The sequence below is a fragment of the Streptomyces sporangiiformans genome (assembly GCF_005768555.2).
GTDB lineage: Bacteria > Actinomycetota > Actinomycetes > Streptomycetales > Streptomycetaceae > Streptomyces > Streptomyces sporangiiformans.
This window is the reverse complement of the sequence record NZ_VCHX02000165.1, coordinates 53,342-70,895: the sequence shown is the minus strand read 5'-3', so window position 1 is coordinate 70,895 and position 17,554 is coordinate 53,342. Positions and strand designations below refer to the sequence as shown.

At 69.4% G+C, this 17,554-nt stretch carries 14 protein-coding genes; 6 read left to right on the top strand and 8 right to left on the bottom strand.

What is annotated here, in order from left to right; all coding sequences use genetic code 11:
- Nucleotides 1–414: 414 nt before the first annotated feature.
- The gene (locus FGD71_RS27800; RefSeq protein ID WP_119103271.1) at nt 415–639 is read left to right on the top strand and encodes a hypothetical protein; all 225 of its coding nucleotides are present in this window, start codon (nt 415–417) and stop codon (nt 637–639) included.
- A 36-nt stretch (nt 640–675) separates the two neighbouring features.
- Here FGD71_RS27800 and FGD71_RS27795 read toward each other — a convergent pair whose 3' ends face one another.
- Together FGD71_RS27795 and sthA are read right to left on the bottom strand one after the other, a co-directional pair.
- Nucleotides 676–1,296 (bottom strand): L-threonylcarbamoyladenylate synthase, encoded by a 621-nt coding sequence (locus tag FGD71_RS27795; RefSeq protein WP_162931235.1) that lies wholly within the window; start codon nt 1,294–1,296, stop codon nt 676–678.
- A gap of 74 nt (nt 1,297–1,370) precedes the next feature.
- Nucleotides 1,371–2,774, bottom strand: coding sequence for a Si-specific NAD(P)(+) transhydrogenase (gene sthA / locus FGD71_RS27790; protein WP_119103270.1), 1,404 nt, complete (start codon nt 2,772–2,774; stop codon nt 1,371–1,373).
- 200 nt (nt 2,775–2,974) lie between these two features.
- Between sthA and FGD71_RS27785 the strand changes: the two genes are divergently transcribed.
- Entirely contained in the window at nt 2,975–3,610 is a 636-nt protein-coding gene (locus FGD71_RS27785; protein WP_119103269.1) for a TetR/AcrR family transcriptional regulator, read from the top strand.
- Nucleotides 3,611–3,816: 206 nt separating this feature from the next.
- Nucleotides 3,817–5,118 carry an MFS transporter gene (locus FGD71_RS27780; protein ID WP_119103268.1) on the top strand — a complete coding sequence of 434 codons (1,302 nt, stop codon included), beginning with the start codon at nt 3,817–3,819 and terminating at the stop codon, nt 5,116–5,118.
- A gap of 7 nt (nt 5,119–5,125) precedes the next feature.
- On the opposite strand, the gene FGD71_RS27775 is transcribed toward FGD71_RS27780, so the two are convergent.
- The 6 genes from FGD71_RS27775 to FGD71_RS27745 all read right to left on the bottom strand — a co-directional run bounded on the left by FGD71_RS27775 (nt 5,126) and on the right by FGD71_RS27745 (nt 14,043).
- Nucleotides 5,126–6,865, bottom strand: a complete 1,740-nt coding sequence (locus tag FGD71_RS27775; RefSeq protein WP_119103267.1) for an ABC transporter permease — start codon at nt 6,863–6,865, stop codon at nt 5,126–5,128.
- 4 nt (nt 6,866–6,869) lie between these two features.
- Nucleotides 6,870–8,063, bottom strand: a complete 1,194-nt coding sequence (locus tag FGD71_RS27770; RefSeq protein ID WP_119103266.1) for an ABC transporter ATP-binding protein — start codon at nt 8,061–8,063, stop codon at nt 6,870–6,872.
- Nucleotides 8,064–8,170: 107 nt separating this feature from the next.
- Nucleotides 8,171–9,235: an extracellular solute-binding protein gene (locus FGD71_RS27765; RefSeq protein ID WP_119103265.1), complete on the bottom strand. Its 1,065-nt coding sequence runs from the start codon at nt 9,233–9,235 to the stop codon at nt 8,171–8,173.
- Between the two features lie 404 nt (nt 9,236–9,639).
- Complete coding sequence (locus tag FGD71_RS49120; RefSeq protein WP_240436803.1) at nt 9,640–12,096, bottom strand: FAD-binding protein; 2,457 nt, start codon at nt 12,094–12,096, stop codon at nt 9,640–9,642.
- A gap of 94 nt (nt 12,097–12,190) precedes the next feature.
- A complete protein-coding gene (locus FGD71_RS27750; RefSeq protein WP_119103264.1) occupies nt 12,191–12,943 on the bottom strand; it encodes an SDR family oxidoreductase in 753 nt (250 codons plus the stop codon).
- 59 nt (nt 12,944–13,002) lie between these two features.
- A complete protein-coding gene (locus tag FGD71_RS27745) occupies nt 13,003–14,043 on the bottom strand; it encodes an NAD(P)-dependent alcohol dehydrogenase (RefSeq protein ID WP_119103263.1) in 1,041 nt (346 codons plus the stop codon).
- Nucleotides 14,044–14,137: 94 nt separating this feature from the next.
- Between FGD71_RS27745 and FGD71_RS27740 the strand changes: the two genes are divergently transcribed.
- The 3 genes from FGD71_RS27740 to FGD71_RS27730 all read left to right on the top strand — a co-directional run bounded on the left by FGD71_RS27740 (nt 14,138) and on the right by FGD71_RS27730 (nt 17,553).
- Nucleotides 14,138–14,941: an SDR family NAD(P)-dependent oxidoreductase gene (locus FGD71_RS27740; protein ID WP_240436802.1), complete on the top strand. Its 804-nt coding sequence runs from the start codon at nt 14,138–14,140 to the stop codon at nt 14,939–14,941.
- A gap of 184 nt (nt 14,942–15,125) precedes the next feature.
- A complete protein-coding gene (locus FGD71_RS27735) occupies nt 15,126–16,280 on the top strand; it encodes an acyl-CoA dehydrogenase family protein (RefSeq protein ID WP_119103262.1) in 1,155 nt (384 codons plus the stop codon).
- Between the two features lie 484 nt (nt 16,281–16,764).
- Nucleotides 16,765–17,553: an enoyl-CoA hydratase/isomerase family protein gene (locus FGD71_RS27730; protein ID WP_119103261.1), complete on the top strand. Its 789-nt coding sequence runs from the start codon at nt 16,765–16,767 to the stop codon at nt 17,551–17,553.
- The last annotated feature ends 1 nt before the right edge of the window (nt 17,554 follow it).

Below are 17,554 nucleotides of genomic sequence, written 5' to 3'. Positions count from 1 at the left end.
GGGCCCCACTGCGCCGAGTTGGGTTGATCAGTGCTCGCAGACTTCGGGCCCGGCCGAGAGCGGCAGCGCGATGAACGGCTCACCGGCGAGGTCTTCGAACGACACGACATCAAGCCGCCCGAGCCGGTGGCCCGCCCGGCGGGGCCACCCATCGTTCCTCCTCTCTGAACACCTTCCAGGACAGCCCGCTGTCCGGCATGGGCAGCCAGGCGCTGGAGACATCCGTTTCGCCGACGGCCGGCCCGGCGGTCGGGTCATCTCACGACACCTGTCGGAAGCGCAGCCGCCAGTGGGGCAGCACCTCGTGAAGGCGGGCCGTGGTGGTCGGGACCAGGCCACGGCCGATCCAGGTCTGGAACCCCACCGTCAGCGCCATCTGCGCCGCAGCCGTCGGCGTCGCCGCGCGTCCCCACGATGACGGCGGCCGCGCTGTTCGGCGCGGCACCGGAGCGGCACGGAGCGGTGAACGTCACCGCCCAGCAGATCGGCGCGAGGGTGGGTGTCGCGGCCCTGGTCGCGGCGAGTACGGCGGCCTCGGACACGCCGGCCGGCTACCACGTGGCCTATCTGGTCACGGCGGCGCTCGCTTGCGCCGCCGCGGCAGCGGGCATCGCCGTCAGCCTGCTGCGGGCGAGCTGAGCATTCAACGCAACCAGCACCTCGCCGACGGGAGGGTCACTCGAACCTGGTGGTGTCGCCCGCTCCGCGGCGTATGATCTCGGCCTCGCCGCCGGAGAAGTCGATGACGGTCGTCGGCTCGGTGCCGCAGTCCCCGGAGTCGACCACCGCGTCCACCGCATGGTCGAGCCGTTCCTTGATCTCCCAGCCCTGGGTCATCGGTTCCTCCTCGTCGGGCAGGAGCAAGGTGCTGGAGAGCAGCGGTTCACCGAGTTCGGCCAGCAGGGCCTGGGCGACGACGTGGTCGGGGATACGGACTCCGACCGTCTTCTTCTTCGGATGGAGCAGCTTGCGCGGTACCTCCTTCGTCGCGGGGAGGATGAAGGTGTAACTGCCGGGTGTCGATGCCTTGATGGCGCGGAAGACGTCCTTGTCGACGTGGACGAACTGGCCGAGTTGGGCGAAGTTCTGGCACACCAGGGTGAAGTGGTGGCGGTCGTCGAGATTGCGGATCGAACGGATCCGGTCGATGCCGTCGCGGCTGCCCAGCCGGCATCCGAGCGCGAAGCAGGAGTCGGTGGGGTAGACGACAAGGGCGCCCGAGCGGATGCTCTCGGCCACCTGGCCGATGGTGCGCGGCTGGGGGTTGTCGGGGTGCACGTCGAAGTACTTCGCCATCCGTCGAGCTTATGCCCTCGGCCGGTGGCGTCCGCGCAGGCACCACCACCGGCCGGTTCGGGTCGGGCCTCGGATCAGTCCCTGAGCCGGTCGATCTGCCGGATCTTGTTGGTCGCGTCCAGGGCGGCGACCTTGTAGGACTCCGCGAGCGTCGGGTAGTTGAACACCGCGTCGACCAGGTAGTCGACCGTGCCGCCGCAGCCCATGACGGACTGGCCGATGTGGATCAGCTCGGTGGCTCCGGTGCCGAAGCAGTGCACGCCGAGCAGGGTGCGGTCGTCCGGTGAGACCAACAGCTTCAGCATGCCGTGCGAGTCGCCGATGATCTGCCCCCGTGCGAGTTCGCGATAGCGGGAGATGCCGACCTCGAACGGCACGCAGTCCTCGGTGAGTTGGTCCTCGGTCCTCCCGATGAAGCTGATCTCCGGGATGGTGTAGATACCGATCGGCTGGAGGCCGTGCATGCGGCTCACCGGCTCGCCACAGGCGTGGTACGCCGCCGTACGCCCCTGCTCCATCGACGTCGCCGCGAGCGCCGGGAAACCGATGACGTCGCCGACGGCGTAGATGTGCGGCACCTCGGTGCGGTAGTGCTCGTCGACCGTGATCCGGCCGCGACGGTCGGCGGACAGGCCGGCCTTGTCCAGGTCGAGGTCATCGGTGAGGCCCTGCCGGCCCGCGGAGTACATCACGGCGTCCGCCGGGATCTTCTTGCCGCTGGCCAGGACGGTCAGGGTGCCCCGGGGATGACGTTCGACCGCGGCGACGGTCTCCCCGAAACGGAAGGTGACGGCCAGGTCCCGCAGGTGGTACTTCAGCGACTCGATCACCTCGACGTCGCAGAAGTCGAGCATCCCCGGCCGCTGCTCGACCACCGTGACCTTGCTGCCGAGGGCGGCGAACATGGAGGCGTACTCCATACCGATCACACCGGCCCCGACGATGACCATGGAGCGCGGCACCCGCTCCAGATTGAGGACGTTGTCCGAATCCATGATCGTCCGCTCGTCGAATTCGACGCTCGCGGGCCGGGCAGGACGGGTACCGGTGGCGATGATGATGTGCTGGGCGCTCAACATCCTTTCGTGGCCGGTCACTTCGCGTAGGGCAACGGTGTGGTCGTCGACGAAGCGGCCGGTGCCGGCGAAGAGGGAGACGTGGTTGCGCGAGAGCTGACTGCGGATGACGTCGACCTCACGTCCGACCACGTGCTGGGTGCGCGCGGTCAGGTCGGCGACGGTGATGTCCTCCTTCAGCCGGTAGCTCTGGCCGTACAGATCGCGCTGGCTGAGGCCGGTGAGATACAGGACCGCCTCACGCAGCGTCTTGGATGGGATGGTTCCGGTGTGGATGGAGACCCCACCGACCATGTCGGGGCGGTCGATGACGGCGACCCGGCGGCCGAGCTTGGCGGCGGCGATGGCGGCCTTCTGGCCGCCCGGGCCGGATCCGATGACGAGCATGTCGAAGTCGGGCACCTCCGGAGTCTGACAGCCAACACCCTCACCCGAAAGGGCGAACACCCATGTCTGGGGCGCATCCTGGATGCAGGCGCCGACCTGCCGACCTGCGGCACTCCCTGAGGATCGGCGTGCCCCGGATGCGTTACGGTGAGCTGGGCGGGGCGATCAACGCATGTGGCTACGGGGCGCCGGCCGATGGACAAGGCAGGGGAAGCGTGACGTCAGAGCGCGGCAGCCAGTCTGCGGCAGCTGCCCGGGGTCGCACGACGGCCGGCCGGGCTCCCGGGCCGCGCGCGGCGGAGATCCGGAACGCGGCCCTCGTCCTGTTCGCCGAGCGGGGCTACGCCGCCACCACGATGGCTGACATCGGCGAAGCGGTGGGGATGCGCGGGCCGAGCCTGTACAAGCACGTGGGGTCCAAACAGGAGCTGCTCACCCAGATCATGACGGGCACGATGGACGACCTGCTGCGGAACCATCGCATCGCGGTGGCCGGCTGTGAGGACGTCGTGGAGCGGCTACGCCGGGCCGCGGAGGCTCATGTCCGCTACCACGCGCGGCACCGCCTGGAAGCGTTCGTGGGAACGCGGGAGATCCGCAGTCTCGAGGAGCCCCACCGCACGGAGGTCCTGCGGCGCCGAGCGGCCTACGAGCAGGCGTTCCGGACGTTGCTCACCGAAGGCGTGGAGGCCGACCGCTTCAGCATCACCACGGTGAAGCTGACGTCCTACGCGATCCTGGACCTCGGGATGGGCGTGCCCGTCTGGTACCACGAGCACGGCGACCTGACGGAAGACCAGGTCGTGTACCAGTACGGCGACTTCGCATTGCGGCTGGCCGGAGCGCGCTGAGCCCGTGAGAGCCCGGCCGGTTCCGGCTCCAGCCCTGCCGGACCCGCCTGGTTGAACAGCTCGACGGCGTCGAGTTCCGCACCCTCTTCCTCCACTCGCCATCCGTAGAAAGGCCTGCGTCAAGGGTAGCTGGACTGAATTCAGTTCGGTACCGTTCCCGGCGTCGACAGGCCAAGCCACCGTGCCGTGGGAAGGAGAGTCGGATCATGAGCACCACCCACCAGTCCGCCACACAGGGGGCGGAATCGGCGTCGTACGAACCACGTACCGTGCGTCGCGCGATGCTCGCCGGGAGCGTCGGCACCCTGATCGAGTACTTCGACTTCAGCGTCTACGGCTATCTCGCCGTGGTGATCGCGCCACAGTTCTTCCCGAGCGCCGATCCGGCGGCCTCCATGCTCGCGGCGCTCGCGGTGTTCGCCACCGGCCTCGTGGTGCGGCCGCTCGGCGGCGTCTTCTTCGGGTGGCTCGGCGATCGATGGGGGCGTCGCAAGGCGCTGGTCTCCTCCGTGCTGTGCATGGGAGTGGCCAGCAGCATCACCGGGCTGCTGCCGACCTACAGTCAGATCGGTGTGACCGCCGCGGTGCTGCTCCTTGTCACCCGGCTGGTGCAGGGCATCTCCACGGGTGGCGAGTCGGTCGGTGCCTACACCTACATCTACGAGTCGGCGCCTCCCCGGCGCAGGGCCTTCCTCGGTGCTGTCACACCCATCGGATCCAATCTCGGGTTCATGCTCGCCGCCGCGACAGCCGGGGCGATCTCCGCCCTCACCACCAAGGACCAGATGGCCGAGTGGGGCTGGCGGCTGCCCTTCCTGATGGCCGTGCCGCTCACTCTGTTCTGCCTGTGGGCCCGGCTACGGATCGAGGACACACCGGAGTTCGAGGATGCCGCACGAAAGGCCGACATCCCCGCGGCTCCGATCCGAGAGGTGCTGTCCACCCACCGCAAGGCCCTTCTGCAGTCCATCGGCCTGGCCATGGCACAGGGCGGCGCCATCTTCCTCGGACTGACGTACATCGGTATCTACCTGTCCACCAACCTGGGTTACGACCCCACGCTGGTGTTCTGGATGACCGCGGGCGTCGTGCTCTTCACCGTGCTGCTCATGGTGCCGGCCGGTTGGCTCGCCGCCCGGTTCGGCTGCCGTCGCGTCCTGCTTCTCGGACTGCTGGGATTCCTGGTCACGGCCTACCCCGCGATGGTCCTCATGGGCCGGCAGAGCCTGGCCCTGGCCGGGGTGGCCTACCTGATCTTCATGCTGAGCAGCGCGTTCGTGCAGGTTCCGGCGGCCAGTCTGTGGCCGCATCTGTTCGAACGCCGGGTCCGCTACACCGGCATGGCGATCGGTTACAACATCGGCACCGTCCTGGCGGGCGGTACGGCTCCGTACATCGCGGCCTTCCTGGTCCAGCGGACCGGGAACCTGCTCTCCCCGGCGTTCTTCGTCATGCTGGTCTGCGTGATCGGGATCGGTGCCCTCCTCACCGTCCGCGAGGATGTGTAGCCGGCGGTCAGAGCTTCTCGAAGATGTCGGAGCCCGCGACGGACATGGCCACGAAGACACCCGCCGACGTCACCAGCGTCATGACCAGTGCGATCGCCGCCACCAGCGGGTACGAGCCGTTGGACCAGTAGTCGAACAGGATGGTGCCCATGACCTGCGTCGTGGGCGCCCGTACCAGCAGCGAGGCGGTGAACTCGTGGGTGAGCAGCACGAACATCAGCGCTCCGGCACCCGCGAGCGTGGGGCGCAGCAGCGGCAGCACGATCTCGGTGTTGGTCCGCAGCGCGCCCGCCCCGCTGGTCCGCGACGCCTCCAGGTATGTGTCGCCGAGCGCCACCATCCCGGACAGCTGCATCCGGGTGGCGAAGGGCAGCATCAGGGTCACATAGACCAGGACGATGACGGTTCGGGTGCCGTACAGGATGAAGGGCTCGCGGCTGTACGTCAGCAGGAAACCGGCGCCGAAGACCACCGCGGGGATCCCGAGGGGCATCGCCACGATGAAGTCGACCGCGGCCCGGATGATGCGGAACCGGCGTCCCTTGAGCAGCAGCGAGGCGGCGATGAAGCCGAGCGGGAGCGCGATGGCGACGGAGATGACCGAAGTGGTGAGGCTGTTGACGATCGCGTCGGTGATCCCCGACTCCTGGAACACGCGCCGGAAGTTGTCGAGCGTGAACCCGCTCGGTTGGATCTTCCCGCTCCAGAAGGCGGAGAGCGACACCACCGTGAGCGCGCCCAGCGGCAGTGCGAGCGCCACCAGGCTGTAGAGGACGATGCCCGTGACGGCCACCCACGACGGCCGCCCGCCGGACCGGAACGCCTTGCCGCCGTGCGTGACGAAGCGGCTGTGGTCGCCGAGGACGACCTTCTGGAAGAAGACGACGGCGATGCCGAAGAGCAGCAGCGGTGACCCGATCGCGGCGGCCCTGCCGTAGTCGACCGGGCTCTGCGACACGGCGACGTACATGTCGGTGGTCAGTACGTTGATGCCGTTGTTCCTGCCGAGCAGCAGCGGTCCCGTGAACTGCCCGAGTCCGAGGAGCAGGGCCACAAAGCCCCCGTACACCAGGGTCGGGCGCAGCAGGGGAAGCGTCACCCGGAAGAACACCCCGGCGGCCGACGATCCGCTGACCTGTGCCGCCTCGATCAGCTCCGCGTTGATGTTGCCGAAGCCGGCGCTGACGAACAGGTAGACGAAGGCGGTCAGGCCGAAGCCGGTGATGAGCACGATCCACGGCAGGGTGTAGATGTCGACGGGACCCTCGTCGAGATGGTCCCACCAGGGCAGGTTGCGCAGTGCCGCGTTGAGGTAGCCGGGGCGGGGCGAGAACAGGAACGCCCAGCCGGTCACCGCCGCCACGGCCGGGATCACGATGGGCAGGATGGGCAGGACGCGCAGCAGCCGCAGCCGGGGTGGCAGACGCGTCGCCGCCCAGGCCAGGAACGTGCCGAGTACGAGCGCGATGGTCAGCGAGCCCAGCGCCAGGCCGGCCGTCGTGCCCAGCGTCTCGGCCATGTCGGGGTTGTCGAAGGCGGCGCTGTAGCCACGGGCGTCGTCCTCGAAGGCCAGCCGTTGCAGGCCCACCAGCGGGGCGATCACCAAGTAGCCGATGGCGGCCAGGAAGACGAGCGCGCCGAGTCGCGGCAGGTGGCGCCGCGCACGGGTCAGTGCCGTCGGGTGCGGCGGGTTCGGGTGCGGCGGTGTCGGCGTGGTGGAGGGGGCGGGTACGGCGGGTGCGGCCATGACGTCACGCCCCCACTGCGGCGGCGGGCGCGTGCGCGGCTGCCCGTGCCCCGTCGGCGTCGTAGTAGAGGGCCGCGTCCTTGGCGAACCACGCGGTCACCCGCTGTCCGCGCGCCAGCCCCCGGGCCCATGGTTTGCCGGTCAGGGGTGCCTGGGCGTGCAGGCGACTGCCGGCGATCGCGACGACCACGTCCATGTGCCGCCCGCCGAACTGCGCGTCGACGACCTCCGCCGCGAGGGCGACGCCGTGGGCCGGCGGTTTCTCCTCGGCCGGGCAGAGCCGAAGGTCGTCGGGGCGCAGCCGGACGGCGACCTCGCTGTGTGAGCGGGGGACCGGGAGTTCGTCGGCCACCAGCCGGCTCGCGCCGGCCGATGAGCTTGCCTCGCCCGGTTGTTCGTCGGTGCCCGGACCGCCGGCGAGTATCCATCCCGTGCCTTGACGCCGGAGCGGAAGCCGGTTCGACATGCCGATGAACCCGGCGACGTACTCGGTGGCCGGTTCGTCGAAGACCCGCTCCGGTGTGTCGAGCTGCTCGATCCGCCCCGCCTTCATGATGGCCAGGCGGTCCCCGAGCGCCAGCGCCTCGCTCTGGTCGTGAGTGACGAATACGGCGGTGAAGCCCAGCCGTGCGTGCAGCTCGTGCAGTTGGGCGCGCACCTGGTCGCGCAGCCGGGCGTCGAGGTTGCTGAGCGGCTCGTCGAAGAGCACCAGGTCGGGTTGGGCGGCCAGGCCGCGGGCCAGGGCGACCCGCTGCTGCTGGCCGCCGCTGAGCTGAGCTGGATAGCGGTCGAGCAGGGCGGCGCAGTCGACGAGCTCCGCCGCCTCGTCGATCCGCCTGCGCGCCTCCTCACGGGCCACCCGTCGGGTCCTGAGGGGATATCCGATGTTGCGGCGCACCGTCATGTGCGGCCACAGCGCGTACGACTGGAAGACCATCCCGATCCTGCGCTTGTTCGGGGGGAGGTTCACCTTCCCGCGTACGTTCAGCACCATCTGGTCGCCCAGCGAGATGCGTCCCTCGTCGGGCGTCTCCAGACCGGCCAGACAGCGCAGAGTCGTGGTCTTCCCGCAGCCGCTCGGGCCGAGCAGAACGATGAACTCGCCCGGCTCGATCTCGAGTGACAGGTCGTCCACGGCGACCGCAGGTGGCTTGCCGGCGAACCTTTTCGTCAGACCCTCGATGCGCACGTGGGACACGGGGGACTCCTTATATCCAGATATCCAAAGATCAGGTGTGTGGGCACCCGTCGTCGCGGGTGCCCACACTGTTGTGCGTCGGTCCTGGCAGATGCCGCCCACTGTCCCTACTTGAACAGGGACTTCCACTTCTTCTGGTACGCGGCCACGGCATCCGGTGTGAGCTTGGCCGGATCCTGTACCCGTACCTTGTCGTTGGTGATCACTGTGCCGGGAACCTTGGGCAGCACCGAACCCGCCGACGGCGTGATCAGCTTCTGCCCCTCGGCGGTCACCATGAAGTTGGCGAACAGCTGGCCGGCGTTGGGGTGCGGGGCGCTCTCCAGCACCATGCCGTAATACCGGGCACCCCACGCGCCGTCCGGCGGCATGCGGTAGTCGACCGGCGCGCCTTTCTTCTTGGCGGGATCGAGCGCGATCGGCGCCACGAAGCTGCCGGCGGCGATCTCGCCGGACTGCAGCGCCTCACCCATGGGCAGGGCGCTGGGGTAGATGCGTGGCTTCTGGGCGGCCAGCTTCTTCACGAAGTCGGCGCCGTACGTCTCCTCCAGCCACAGGTAGAAGTCGACGATCGACGGCGCCGTCGGCTCGATGACGCCGATCTTTCCGCCGGCGAGCGACGGATCGAGCAGGCCCGTGTAGTCGGTCAGCCCTTCGGCGTAGAGCTTGGTGTTCCAACCGAACGTCAGCACTGCGGAGTTGGTCTCGAAGTAGTTGCCGTCGTGGACGTACTCCTTGGTGTCGTAGGCGCCCTTGCCGGTCAGTTCGGGACCGGTCGGCGCCAGGAACCGCTTGGCCTCGGCCTGCGGCTTCACCCAGGACAGGCTCGCGCTGACATACATGTCGGCGATGCCCTTGCCGCTGTTGAACTCCGTCTCGACCTTCACTCCGAGGTCACCGTCGGTGCCCCGGACGGTCTTCACGTCGATCCCCGGGTACTTGGCCTCGAAGGCTTTTGCGAGGTTGTTGAGAGCGGTCAGATCCTGGGCCGAGTAGACCGTGATCTTTCCTTCTTTCTTCGCTGCGGCGACCAGTTCGTCCATGCCCGCCGATGCGGGCACGACCTTGGACTCGGCCTTGTTGTCGCTGCCGCCACCGCACGCGGCGAGCATCAGGGTGGTGATCGATAGCAGGATGAGCAAAGTCCCGCGCCGTCGCGGATCTGATCTCATTCTCGGCTCCCTTATGTGAAACCGGCTCAGGCCGAACCGGCACACAACCGAGCGGACTTAGCGCTGGACGGTGGCTGGATGGCCAAGATTTCGTGGAAGTTACCAAACTGAACTAGGTTAGGCAATAGTATGCGCAGCTGCACGGTGCAGGGGGTTGATGGGATGGCATGGGTGGCGCCGCAGTAGTAAGCGGTGGTCGGTCTGGGTGCGGAGTGTGGTGGGGCGGCCCGGTCGCACCGGCGGCCGCCGCCCGGTGACAGGTGTTGGACTTATTTCAGTTCAGTATCGGCACGATCGGGGTGGCGTGTGCGGGACGGCGTCATGAGTGGTGCGCATCGAAGAGGGTGGCGACGTCGGCAACGGCACTGGGCTCGGTAACGCCCGGGCGCCCCACGGGGTCAGCCTCAGTCGATGGCGTTCTCACGATGCGTGAAGCCATCGATCCGCACAAGCGTCTTGCCGGTGTTGTCGCCCCGCAGTAGCCCCGCCAGTGCCGGGGGCGCCTGCGACAGCCCATCGATGATCGTTTCGTGGCAGCGGAGGCGGCCTTCGCGGATCCATGCGCCTACATGCCGTGTCATTTCGGGCAGCAAGTGGGTGTGGGCGCTGCCTCGGAAGCCGCGAATCGTCAGGCCCTTCGTCACCGCCAACATGAGGTTTCCGGGGCCGTGCGGCGGCTCCTTCGCCGCGTACTCCGAGATCATGCCGCAGATCGCGACACGGCCCGACCCCCGCAGCGCCCCGAGGGCGGCCTCGAGATGGTCTCCACCGACGTTGTCGAAGTACACGTCTATGCCGTCCGGAGCCGCCTCGCGCAAGAGGTCGGGTAGGGCGCCGCGCTTGTAGTTGAACGCGGCGTCCAGACCGAGCTCCTCCAGGAGGTAGCGCACCTTCTCGTCGGAACCGGCGCTGCCGATGACGCGATGCCCGCGGATCTTCGCCATCTGAGCGGCGAGGCTGCCGACGGCGCCGGCCGCGGCGGAGACCCAGACGACGTCGCCGTCGCGCAGGCCCGCGGCATGGAAGAGGCCGGCGTAGGCGGTGAGTCCGTTGCCGCCGAGCGCACCGAGGTAGACCTGCGGTGGTGCGACGCGCACGTCGAGCTTTGTGAGCGTGCCGACGCCGCCGAGCGCTTGCTTCCCCGCCTCGACGACGGCGTAGTCGCGCCAGCCGGCGGCGTGCCACACCGTGTCGCCGGGGGCGAACCCGTCGGCGCGGGACTCCACGACCTCCCCGACGGTCATGATCCCGTCCATCGGCTCTCCGAGGGGGAAGGCCGGAAAGTATCCCGGTGGTGCCGTCTGCCTGAGTCGCAGCCGGAGGGCGGCGTCGACGGATGTCCAAGTGTTCCGGACCAGCACCTCGCCCGCCCGTGGCTGCCGGACCTCGACCTCGACGACGCGAAAGTCCGACGCCCGGACCTCGCCGCGGGGATAGGCGATCGGCCGGACTTCACGGCCGATCGTCGCCGTGCCTTCCCGGGGCACGGGACCCGACCCGGACCGGGTGCGCCTCGTGCCATGAGGCGCGGCACGAAGCGTCGCGGTGTCGGCCGCGGTGAGTCCGAACACTAGGGCCGACGCGATACCGCCGGCGTAGGCCCGGTACCACAGGCCCCCTGTGTCCGAACCGGCGGCGAGGAGCCCTTCCACCGGCTCGCCGTCCTCTCTCAGAGCCCGTGCCCGGTCGTCGATGCGGATCCCGTGGAACGGGAACGTGATGGCCGGTACCGTCTCGACGACGTAGTAAGGCGGTTCGTCGAGCGGCAGGCGATCGAGCCGGCGGCCCGGCACCGGATCCTCACCCGCCGCCGTCCGGGCGTTGAACCGCTCGACGGCCGCGCGGACGGTCGGCCCGTCGTATCCCCACTCCTCGGGAAGGTAGGCGAGTTCGTCCAGGTCCTCGGCGAAACCGACCCGGCCGCCCCGTTTGCCGGCCAGCGCGAACTTGTCGACGGCGACCGCCCCTTTCACGTACGAGCCCACCACCCAGTCGCGGAACACGCGGGCGTCGGCGATGAGGAGCCCGCGGTTCTCGGGCTGCTCCATCAGCGCCATCGTCGTCAGGTGGTCGCCCAGCGTCTCGTCGGTGAACCGCTCGCCCAGCAGATTGAACAGCAGCGCGTGCTCGCTGTAGTACAGCGACAGGTCGACGAAGTCCGACGGGTCCGCGAACGGGATGCCGCTCGGGATCAGATGCCCGTAGAAGCCGGCCCCGGGTAGTCCGGCAGAGGCCCCGGCGGCGGTCGCCAGGCGGTAGCCGGTCCCGCGGCTGCAGGGGTTGGAGCGCAGCTCCATGCGGTCGGCATGGGGATGGACGAGCTGGTTGCGGAGACCCACGTCCCCCTGGAAGCCCCCCGTGGCCAGGAGCGTCGACGTGGCGCGCACCGTTCGTCGCGTGCCGTCGCCCATCACGAGTTCCGCTCCGGTCACGGCCCCCTCCTCCAGGAGGAGTCGCTCGGTGTCGGTGGTCAGCAGCAGTTCGCCACCCGCCTCGACGATGATGCGGCGGCAGGTGTCGACGTAGTGATGGGTGTCGAACTGGTGCCCCTGACCGAAGCTGAGGATGGGCTGAGCGTCTTTGGCCTCGACCCCCGTGCTCCGTATCCACGCGATACCGTCCTGGAAGCGGTCCACCAGGGCGCGCTTGAGCGAGGCCTCTCCGCCCGGGTTGTGCCGCTCCATCACCTCGTGGCTCGGGGCGGTCCAGGCGTAACCGGCGAAGCGCGCGGATCCCCCGATGTCATCGCTGATCTCGATGACCAGGACGGACAGCCCGTTGCGTACGGCTCTCGCGCCCGCGGTCAGTCCGGCCATTCCCGCCCCGATGACGAGCAGGTCGACCGTCTGGTGGTCCGGCATGTGCGCTCACCCCTTCTTGACGTTCGGTGCGTCAGGTACTCCAGCGCGGCATCCCGGGTGTGCGCGCAGCCGCCGACCTGCTCGGCGGATCGGGTCACTGGTCCACCGTCGCGTGGGCCTGACCGGCGTGGCCGATGGTCTGGCCTCCGTCGATGAGGAACTCGCCGCCCGTGGTGTAGGAGGCGTCGTCGCTCGCGAGGAAGAGCACCATGCGGGTGACCTCCTCGGGCTCCCCGATGCGCGGTACCGGCTGGTGGGCGAACAGTTCGGGTGAGGCACTCACACCCATCGGCGTGCGGATGACGCCCGGATGCACGGAGTTGATGCGCACCCCGGTGCCCGCCATGTCCAGCGCCGCGGCCTTGGTCATGCCCCGCACCCCCCACTTGCTCGCCACATAACCGATGCCGTCGGCGAAACCCATGAGGCCGGCGGCCGAGGAGATGTTGACGACCGAGCCCTGACCGCGGGCGCGCATGCCGGGCAGGACGGTGTGCATACCGAGGAAGGCACCGACCAGGTTGACGTCGAGGATCCGGCGGAACTGTGCGGACGACTGCTCTTCCACGCCGCCGAAGTGAATGATCCCCGCGTTGTTGACCAGGACGTCCACCGGGCCGAAGGTGTCCTCGACGGTGCGGACGACGGACCGCCATGCCTCTTCGTCGGTGACGTCGAGGTGGTGGTACTGCGCGTGGGGGAGGCCCTCGGCCAGAGCCTTTCCCTCGTCGTCCAGCAGGTCGCAGACGGCGACCCGGGCGCCCTCCGCGGCCAACCCACGGACGTGCGAGGCGCCCATGCCCCGGGCCCCTCCGGTGACGATCGCGACCTTTCCGTCGAAGCGCATCGGCGAGCTTCCCTTCAGTAGGAGTGGGGCACAGGGCACTGAGCTGCCCGTGCACCTGGTCAGTCGGGGACGAGTACGGCCCGTCCCCGCACTTGGCCCCGGCGGAGTCGGCCGATGACCTCCGGGGCGGCGGACAGCGGGAACCGCTCCGTCTCGACCTGGATCGCCCCCGAGCGTGCGAGCCCGACGACCTCGGCGAGCTCGGCGCGAGTTCCCCAGAAGGGCAGTGAGAGCCTGAACCCCGGTGGGAGCACGCCCGGCTTGGCGACCGTCAGCCGGCCGCCGCCGCTGCCCACGACGGCGAGTTCACCGCCCGGGCGCAGAATGCCGGTCGCGAGTTCCAGTGTCTGAGCGGTGCCGACGAAGTCGAGTACGGCGTCCGCCCCCGCGCCACCGCTCCGCGTCCGCAAGACACGCGCGGTGTCCGCCCGCACCAGGGTGCCGAAGTCCGCGCCGGAGCGGTCCGCCAGAGCCAGGGCATCCTCCCGGACGTCGACCGCCAGGATGCGGCTCGCGGTGGTCGCGCGGAGGATCTGCACCGCCAGGTGTCCGAGCCCGCCGACACCGATGACGACGGCGGTGCCGCCCTCCCCGAGCGCGGGTCGCAGCCCGGCCACGGCGTGGTACGACGTCAGGCCCGCGTCGGAGAGCGGAGCCGCTTGTACGGCCGGCAAGTCGTCGATCGGCACCAGATGGCGGGCGGACGGGACGAGCAGATACTCGGCCATTCCGCCGTCACGGCCCAGTCCCACGCCATGCCAAGGGAGGGTGTCACGCCGGTCGCAGTAGTTGTCCCGGCCCGCGGCGCAGCGATCGCACGCGCCGCAGCCCCACGGTCCGTAAACGACCACGCGTTGACCGGCCGTCACCCCTTCGGCGTCGGGCCCCAGCGCCGTGGCCCGCCCGGCGACCTCGTGGCCGAGGGTGAACGGAAGCCGGTAAGGGAGCGCCCCCGGAACCCCGTCGATGACATGCAGGTCGGAGTGGCACAGCCCGGCGGCTTCGACGCGCACCAGCACCTCGGTGCCGTGCGGGACGGGCCGCTCGACCTCGGTCGGTGTCGCGGGTTCGCCCCAGGCCGTCAGTCGCAGTGCCCTCATCGTCACCGTCCCTGGTCTTGTCATCCCCGCGGCCGTCACGGTAACAGAGGTGAAGTCAGTTCAATAGATTCCAGTGAGGTGAAGGGAGAGTGCTTTGGCGGCGGGAGAGGGGCAGACAGGCAGGTTCGCGGGCAAGATCGCGATGGTGACGGGCGCCGGCTCCGGCATGGGTGCCGCGGTCGCGCGTCAGTTGGCCGCGGAAGGAGCGCAGGTCGTCGTCCTGGCGGACGTGAACGGCGACGGTGCCGCGGCCGTCGCCGTGGGGCTGCCCGCCGCTCGCGCGGTCGCGCTCGACGTGGCGGACGCGGCGGCCGTCGATGCGGTCGTACGGGACGTACTGGACCGGTACGGGCGACTCGACGTCCTGGTGCACGCGGCCGGGGTCGATGACCCCGAGGCCAAGCAGCGCATCGCGGACGCACTGGTCGACGGGCGGCCGATCGAGATCACCGACTCCCTCGACGACGCTTCCTGGCGGCGCGTGATGCGGGTGAATCTGGACGGTACGTTCCATGTGCTGCGCGCCGCGGTGCGGGCCATGCGGCCCGCCGGAGCCGGGGCGATCGTGGTGATCGGTTCGTCGTCGGCCTTCGACACCCCCGTCGGCTATCCCCACTACGCCGCCTCCAAGGCGGGCGTGCACGCCCTGAGTCAGGCGGTGGCCAAAGAGGTCGTCGCGTCCGGGATCCGTGTGAACGTGGTGGCTCCGGGACCGACGGAGACGGGGATGGCGGCCCGCACGCCCGAGGCGCTGCGTGCCGGCTTCGCCGATCCGCGAGTGCGTCCGTACGCGACGCCGGAGGAGATCTCCGACATCGCCCTCTTTCTCGCGAGCGATGCGGCGGCGAACCTGGTGGGCGCCGTGCTGCTCGCCAACGGCGGCCGGTTCACTACGTGATCGGCCCCGGTGGGCGGGCCCCGGCCCCGCCGGCGGGAGTGTCGGGCATGTCGCGGGCCTGAATCGACTCGTGCGGCAGTCTTGCCCGCTCGCTGGCGGCTGCCTACGGTTCATGAATTGAGTTCAATTCTCAACCTTGCCCAGCGGTCACTCCGCGTCGTACGAGCACGATGGAGACCACGCCATGCACCTTCGTCACCCCGAGATCGACCCCCAGTTGCTGTCCGAAACCGACGAACAGCGGCAACTGCGCACCGTTCTGCGGGACTTCCACACCGAGGCCGGCGGACCCGAGGGCGTCCGCAAGCATCTGGCCACTCCGCGCGGATACGACGAATTGCTCTGGATGCGGCTCGCGGGCGAGATAGGCGTCCATGGGCTGGCCGTTCCGGAGGAGTACGGCGGGTCGGGCTTCACGTTCGCCGAACTGGCCGTGGCCCTGGAGGAAGCCGGGCGTGCCCTCTACTGCGCGCCCCTGTTGCCCACGGTGGCCCTCGCCGCCCCCGCCCTGCTGCACAGTGGTGACCGCGCGGCATGCGAGCGCTACCTGCCGCGGATCGCGGACGGAACGCTCACGGCGACGGTGGCCGGGTTCGACGCCGACGGCCCCGCCGACTCGCAGGTCACGGCGGAGCAGGGAGGCTCGGGCTGGGTGCTGCGCGGCCAGGCGGACTTCGTGCTCGACGGGGCCGGCGCGGACCTGATCCTGGTACGTGCCCGAACTCCCGCCGGGCCACGGCTGTTCGCCTGTGAGCCCACACCGGAAGCCTGCCGGCGGACTCCGCGCAGCGTCCTGGACGAGACGCGGCGACAGGCGCTCGTGGAGTTCCGAGGGGCCCCGGCCATCACCGTGGGCACCACGGAAGGCACCGAAGACATCGTCTCGGCGACCCTCGACACGGGGCGGGCCGCACTGGCGGCCGAACAGGTCGGCGGCAGCGGGCACGCGCTGGACGCGACGGTCGATTTCGTCGCGCAGCGCCACCAGTTCGGGCGCCCCATCGGTTCCTTCCAGGCCGTCAAGCACCGGCTGGCCGACGTGCTCGTCGCGCTGGAGGCGGCGCGCTCGGCGTCCTCGTACGCGTCTGCCTGTGCGGCCGCCTGCTCGCCGCAGTTGCCGGTGGCCGCCTGCGCCGCCGCGGTGGTCTGCTCCGAGACCTTCCGCCTGGCGACGGCCGAGTATGTGCAACTGCACGGAGGTATCGGCTTCACCTGGGAACACCCGGCGCATCTGTACGTGCGCCGCGCACGCACCAGCGAGGTGCTGTTCGGCACGACCGACCGGCACCGGGTCCGGCTCGCCGAACTCATCGGCCTCGCCGTCCGCCCCGCCGCGTGAGAAGGCGAGGCACGCGTACGCACTGGCCGTCCGCAGCAGAACTCGGCCTCACCCGTCGTCGACAGCGGCGCGGCCGACTCACCCGGCAGCAGGGGCTGAAGTCCACGCGGACGACCCGTTCTCCGGCCGCCCAGCGCGTCTCGGTGGTCGCGCCCCGGGCCAGTCGTTCCGCTTCGGCACCCTCCACCACGGCGCAGTCCCGGCGCGTCCGCCCACCGCGAGCACAGGCGTTCCGCCGTCCACCGCGTCGCCAGGGGCCCCGCCACCGTCGATCCCGTACGCCTTCTCTTGAATCGGATTCGGTTTAAGCGTGGCCCTCGGCTGACCCTCGTTCGCGGTTACGCTCGCGCCTCCTCGGTGCCCTCCTGGTGCCCGCACAGTTGAGTCTCTCCTGAACCTGTCCCGATCAAGGGGTTGACAGGGCATCCTCCGCCTCCCAGACTCGGAGTGAATTCAATTCAGTTCAGGTCGGAAGGGTGAGGGCATGGCAGTGGAAGACGAGATCCAGTTCGAGCGTGACGGCAACGTCGCTCGTGTGTGGCTCAATCGTCCGTGGAAGAAGAACTGCGTCACCGTGCCGATACTGGACCGGCTTGACGAGATCATCACCGAGGTCGACGAGGACCCCGATTTGCGGGTCCTGGTGGTCCGTGGCCGCGGCGGCACGTTCTGCTCGGGCTTCGACCTCGACAGCCTGAAGGCCGAGTACGTCGGCAAGTCGAACGCGATCGACGTCGCCGTGAAATCCGCGAAGGTGTGCGACCGCCTCTACTCGATGAAGACCCCCTCGGTCGCCGTCCTGGAGGGCCATGTCACGGCCGGCGGCTTCGAAATCATGATCTCCTGCGACTTCGCCATCTCCGCGGACGACGCCAAGATCGGCGACTTCCACATCCGCCGCGCCCTGTTCGGCGGCGCCGGCCCGATCTACCGGGTGCCGCGCATGATCGGCATCCGCAAGACCAAGGAGCTGATGCTCACCGGCAAGCTCCTCTCCGGCATCGAGGCCGCCGAGTTCGGCCTGATCAACAAGTCCGCCCCGGCCGACAAGCTGGACGCGACGGTCGAGGACTTCATCGGGGACCTCGTCGACAAGAGCCCCTTCACGATGTGGCTCACGAAGATGACGATCGACCGCAGCCTGGACGCCGACACCCAGTCCCTGATGGTGATGGAGCACCTCGCCGTCGGCGTGGCGCTCAACTCCGAGGACGCGAACGAAGGCGTGTCGGCGTTCCTGGAGAAGCGTGAACCCAAGTGGCAGGGGCGCTGAT

Excerpts from the sequence above, each read along its gene's own strand:
- FGD71_RS27800 (WP_119103271.1), top strand. The coding sequence starts at position 415 with ATGACGGCGGCCGCGCTGTTCGGCGCGGCACCGGAGCGGCACGGAGCG.
- FGD71_RS27795 (WP_162931235.1), bottom strand. The coding sequence starts at position 1,296 with ATGGCGAAGTACTTCGACGTGCACCCCGACAACCCCCAGCCGCGCACC.
- FGD71_RS27780 (WP_119103268.1), top strand. The coding sequence starts at position 3,817 with ATGAGCACCACCCACCAGTCCGCCACACAGGGGGCGGAATCGGCGTCG.
- FGD71_RS27775 (WP_119103267.1), bottom strand. The coding sequence starts at position 6,865 with ATGGCCGCACCCGCCGTACCCGCCCCCTCCACCACGCCGACACCGCCG.
- FGD71_RS27765 (WP_119103265.1), bottom strand. The coding sequence starts at position 9,235 with ATGAGATCAGATCCGCGACGGCGCGGGACTTTGCTCATCCTGCTATCG.
- FGD71_RS49120 (WP_240436803.1), bottom strand. The coding sequence starts at position 12,096 with ATGCCGGACCACCAGACGGTCGACCTGCTCGTCATCGGGGCGGGAATG.
- FGD71_RS27750 (WP_119103264.1), bottom strand. The coding sequence starts at position 12,943 with ATGCGCTTCGACGGAAAGGTCGCGATCGTCACCGGAGGGGCCCGGGGC.
- FGD71_RS27745 (WP_119103263.1), bottom strand. The coding sequence starts at position 14,043 with ATGAGGGCACTGCGACTGACGGCCTGGGGCGAACCCGCGACACCGACC.
- FGD71_RS27735 (WP_119103262.1), top strand. The coding sequence starts at position 15,126 with ATGCACCTTCGTCACCCCGAGATCGACCCCCAGTTGCTGTCCGAAACC.
- FGD71_RS27730 (WP_119103261.1), top strand. The coding sequence starts at position 16,765 with ATGGCAGTGGAAGACGAGATCCAGTTCGAGCGTGACGGCAACGTCGCT.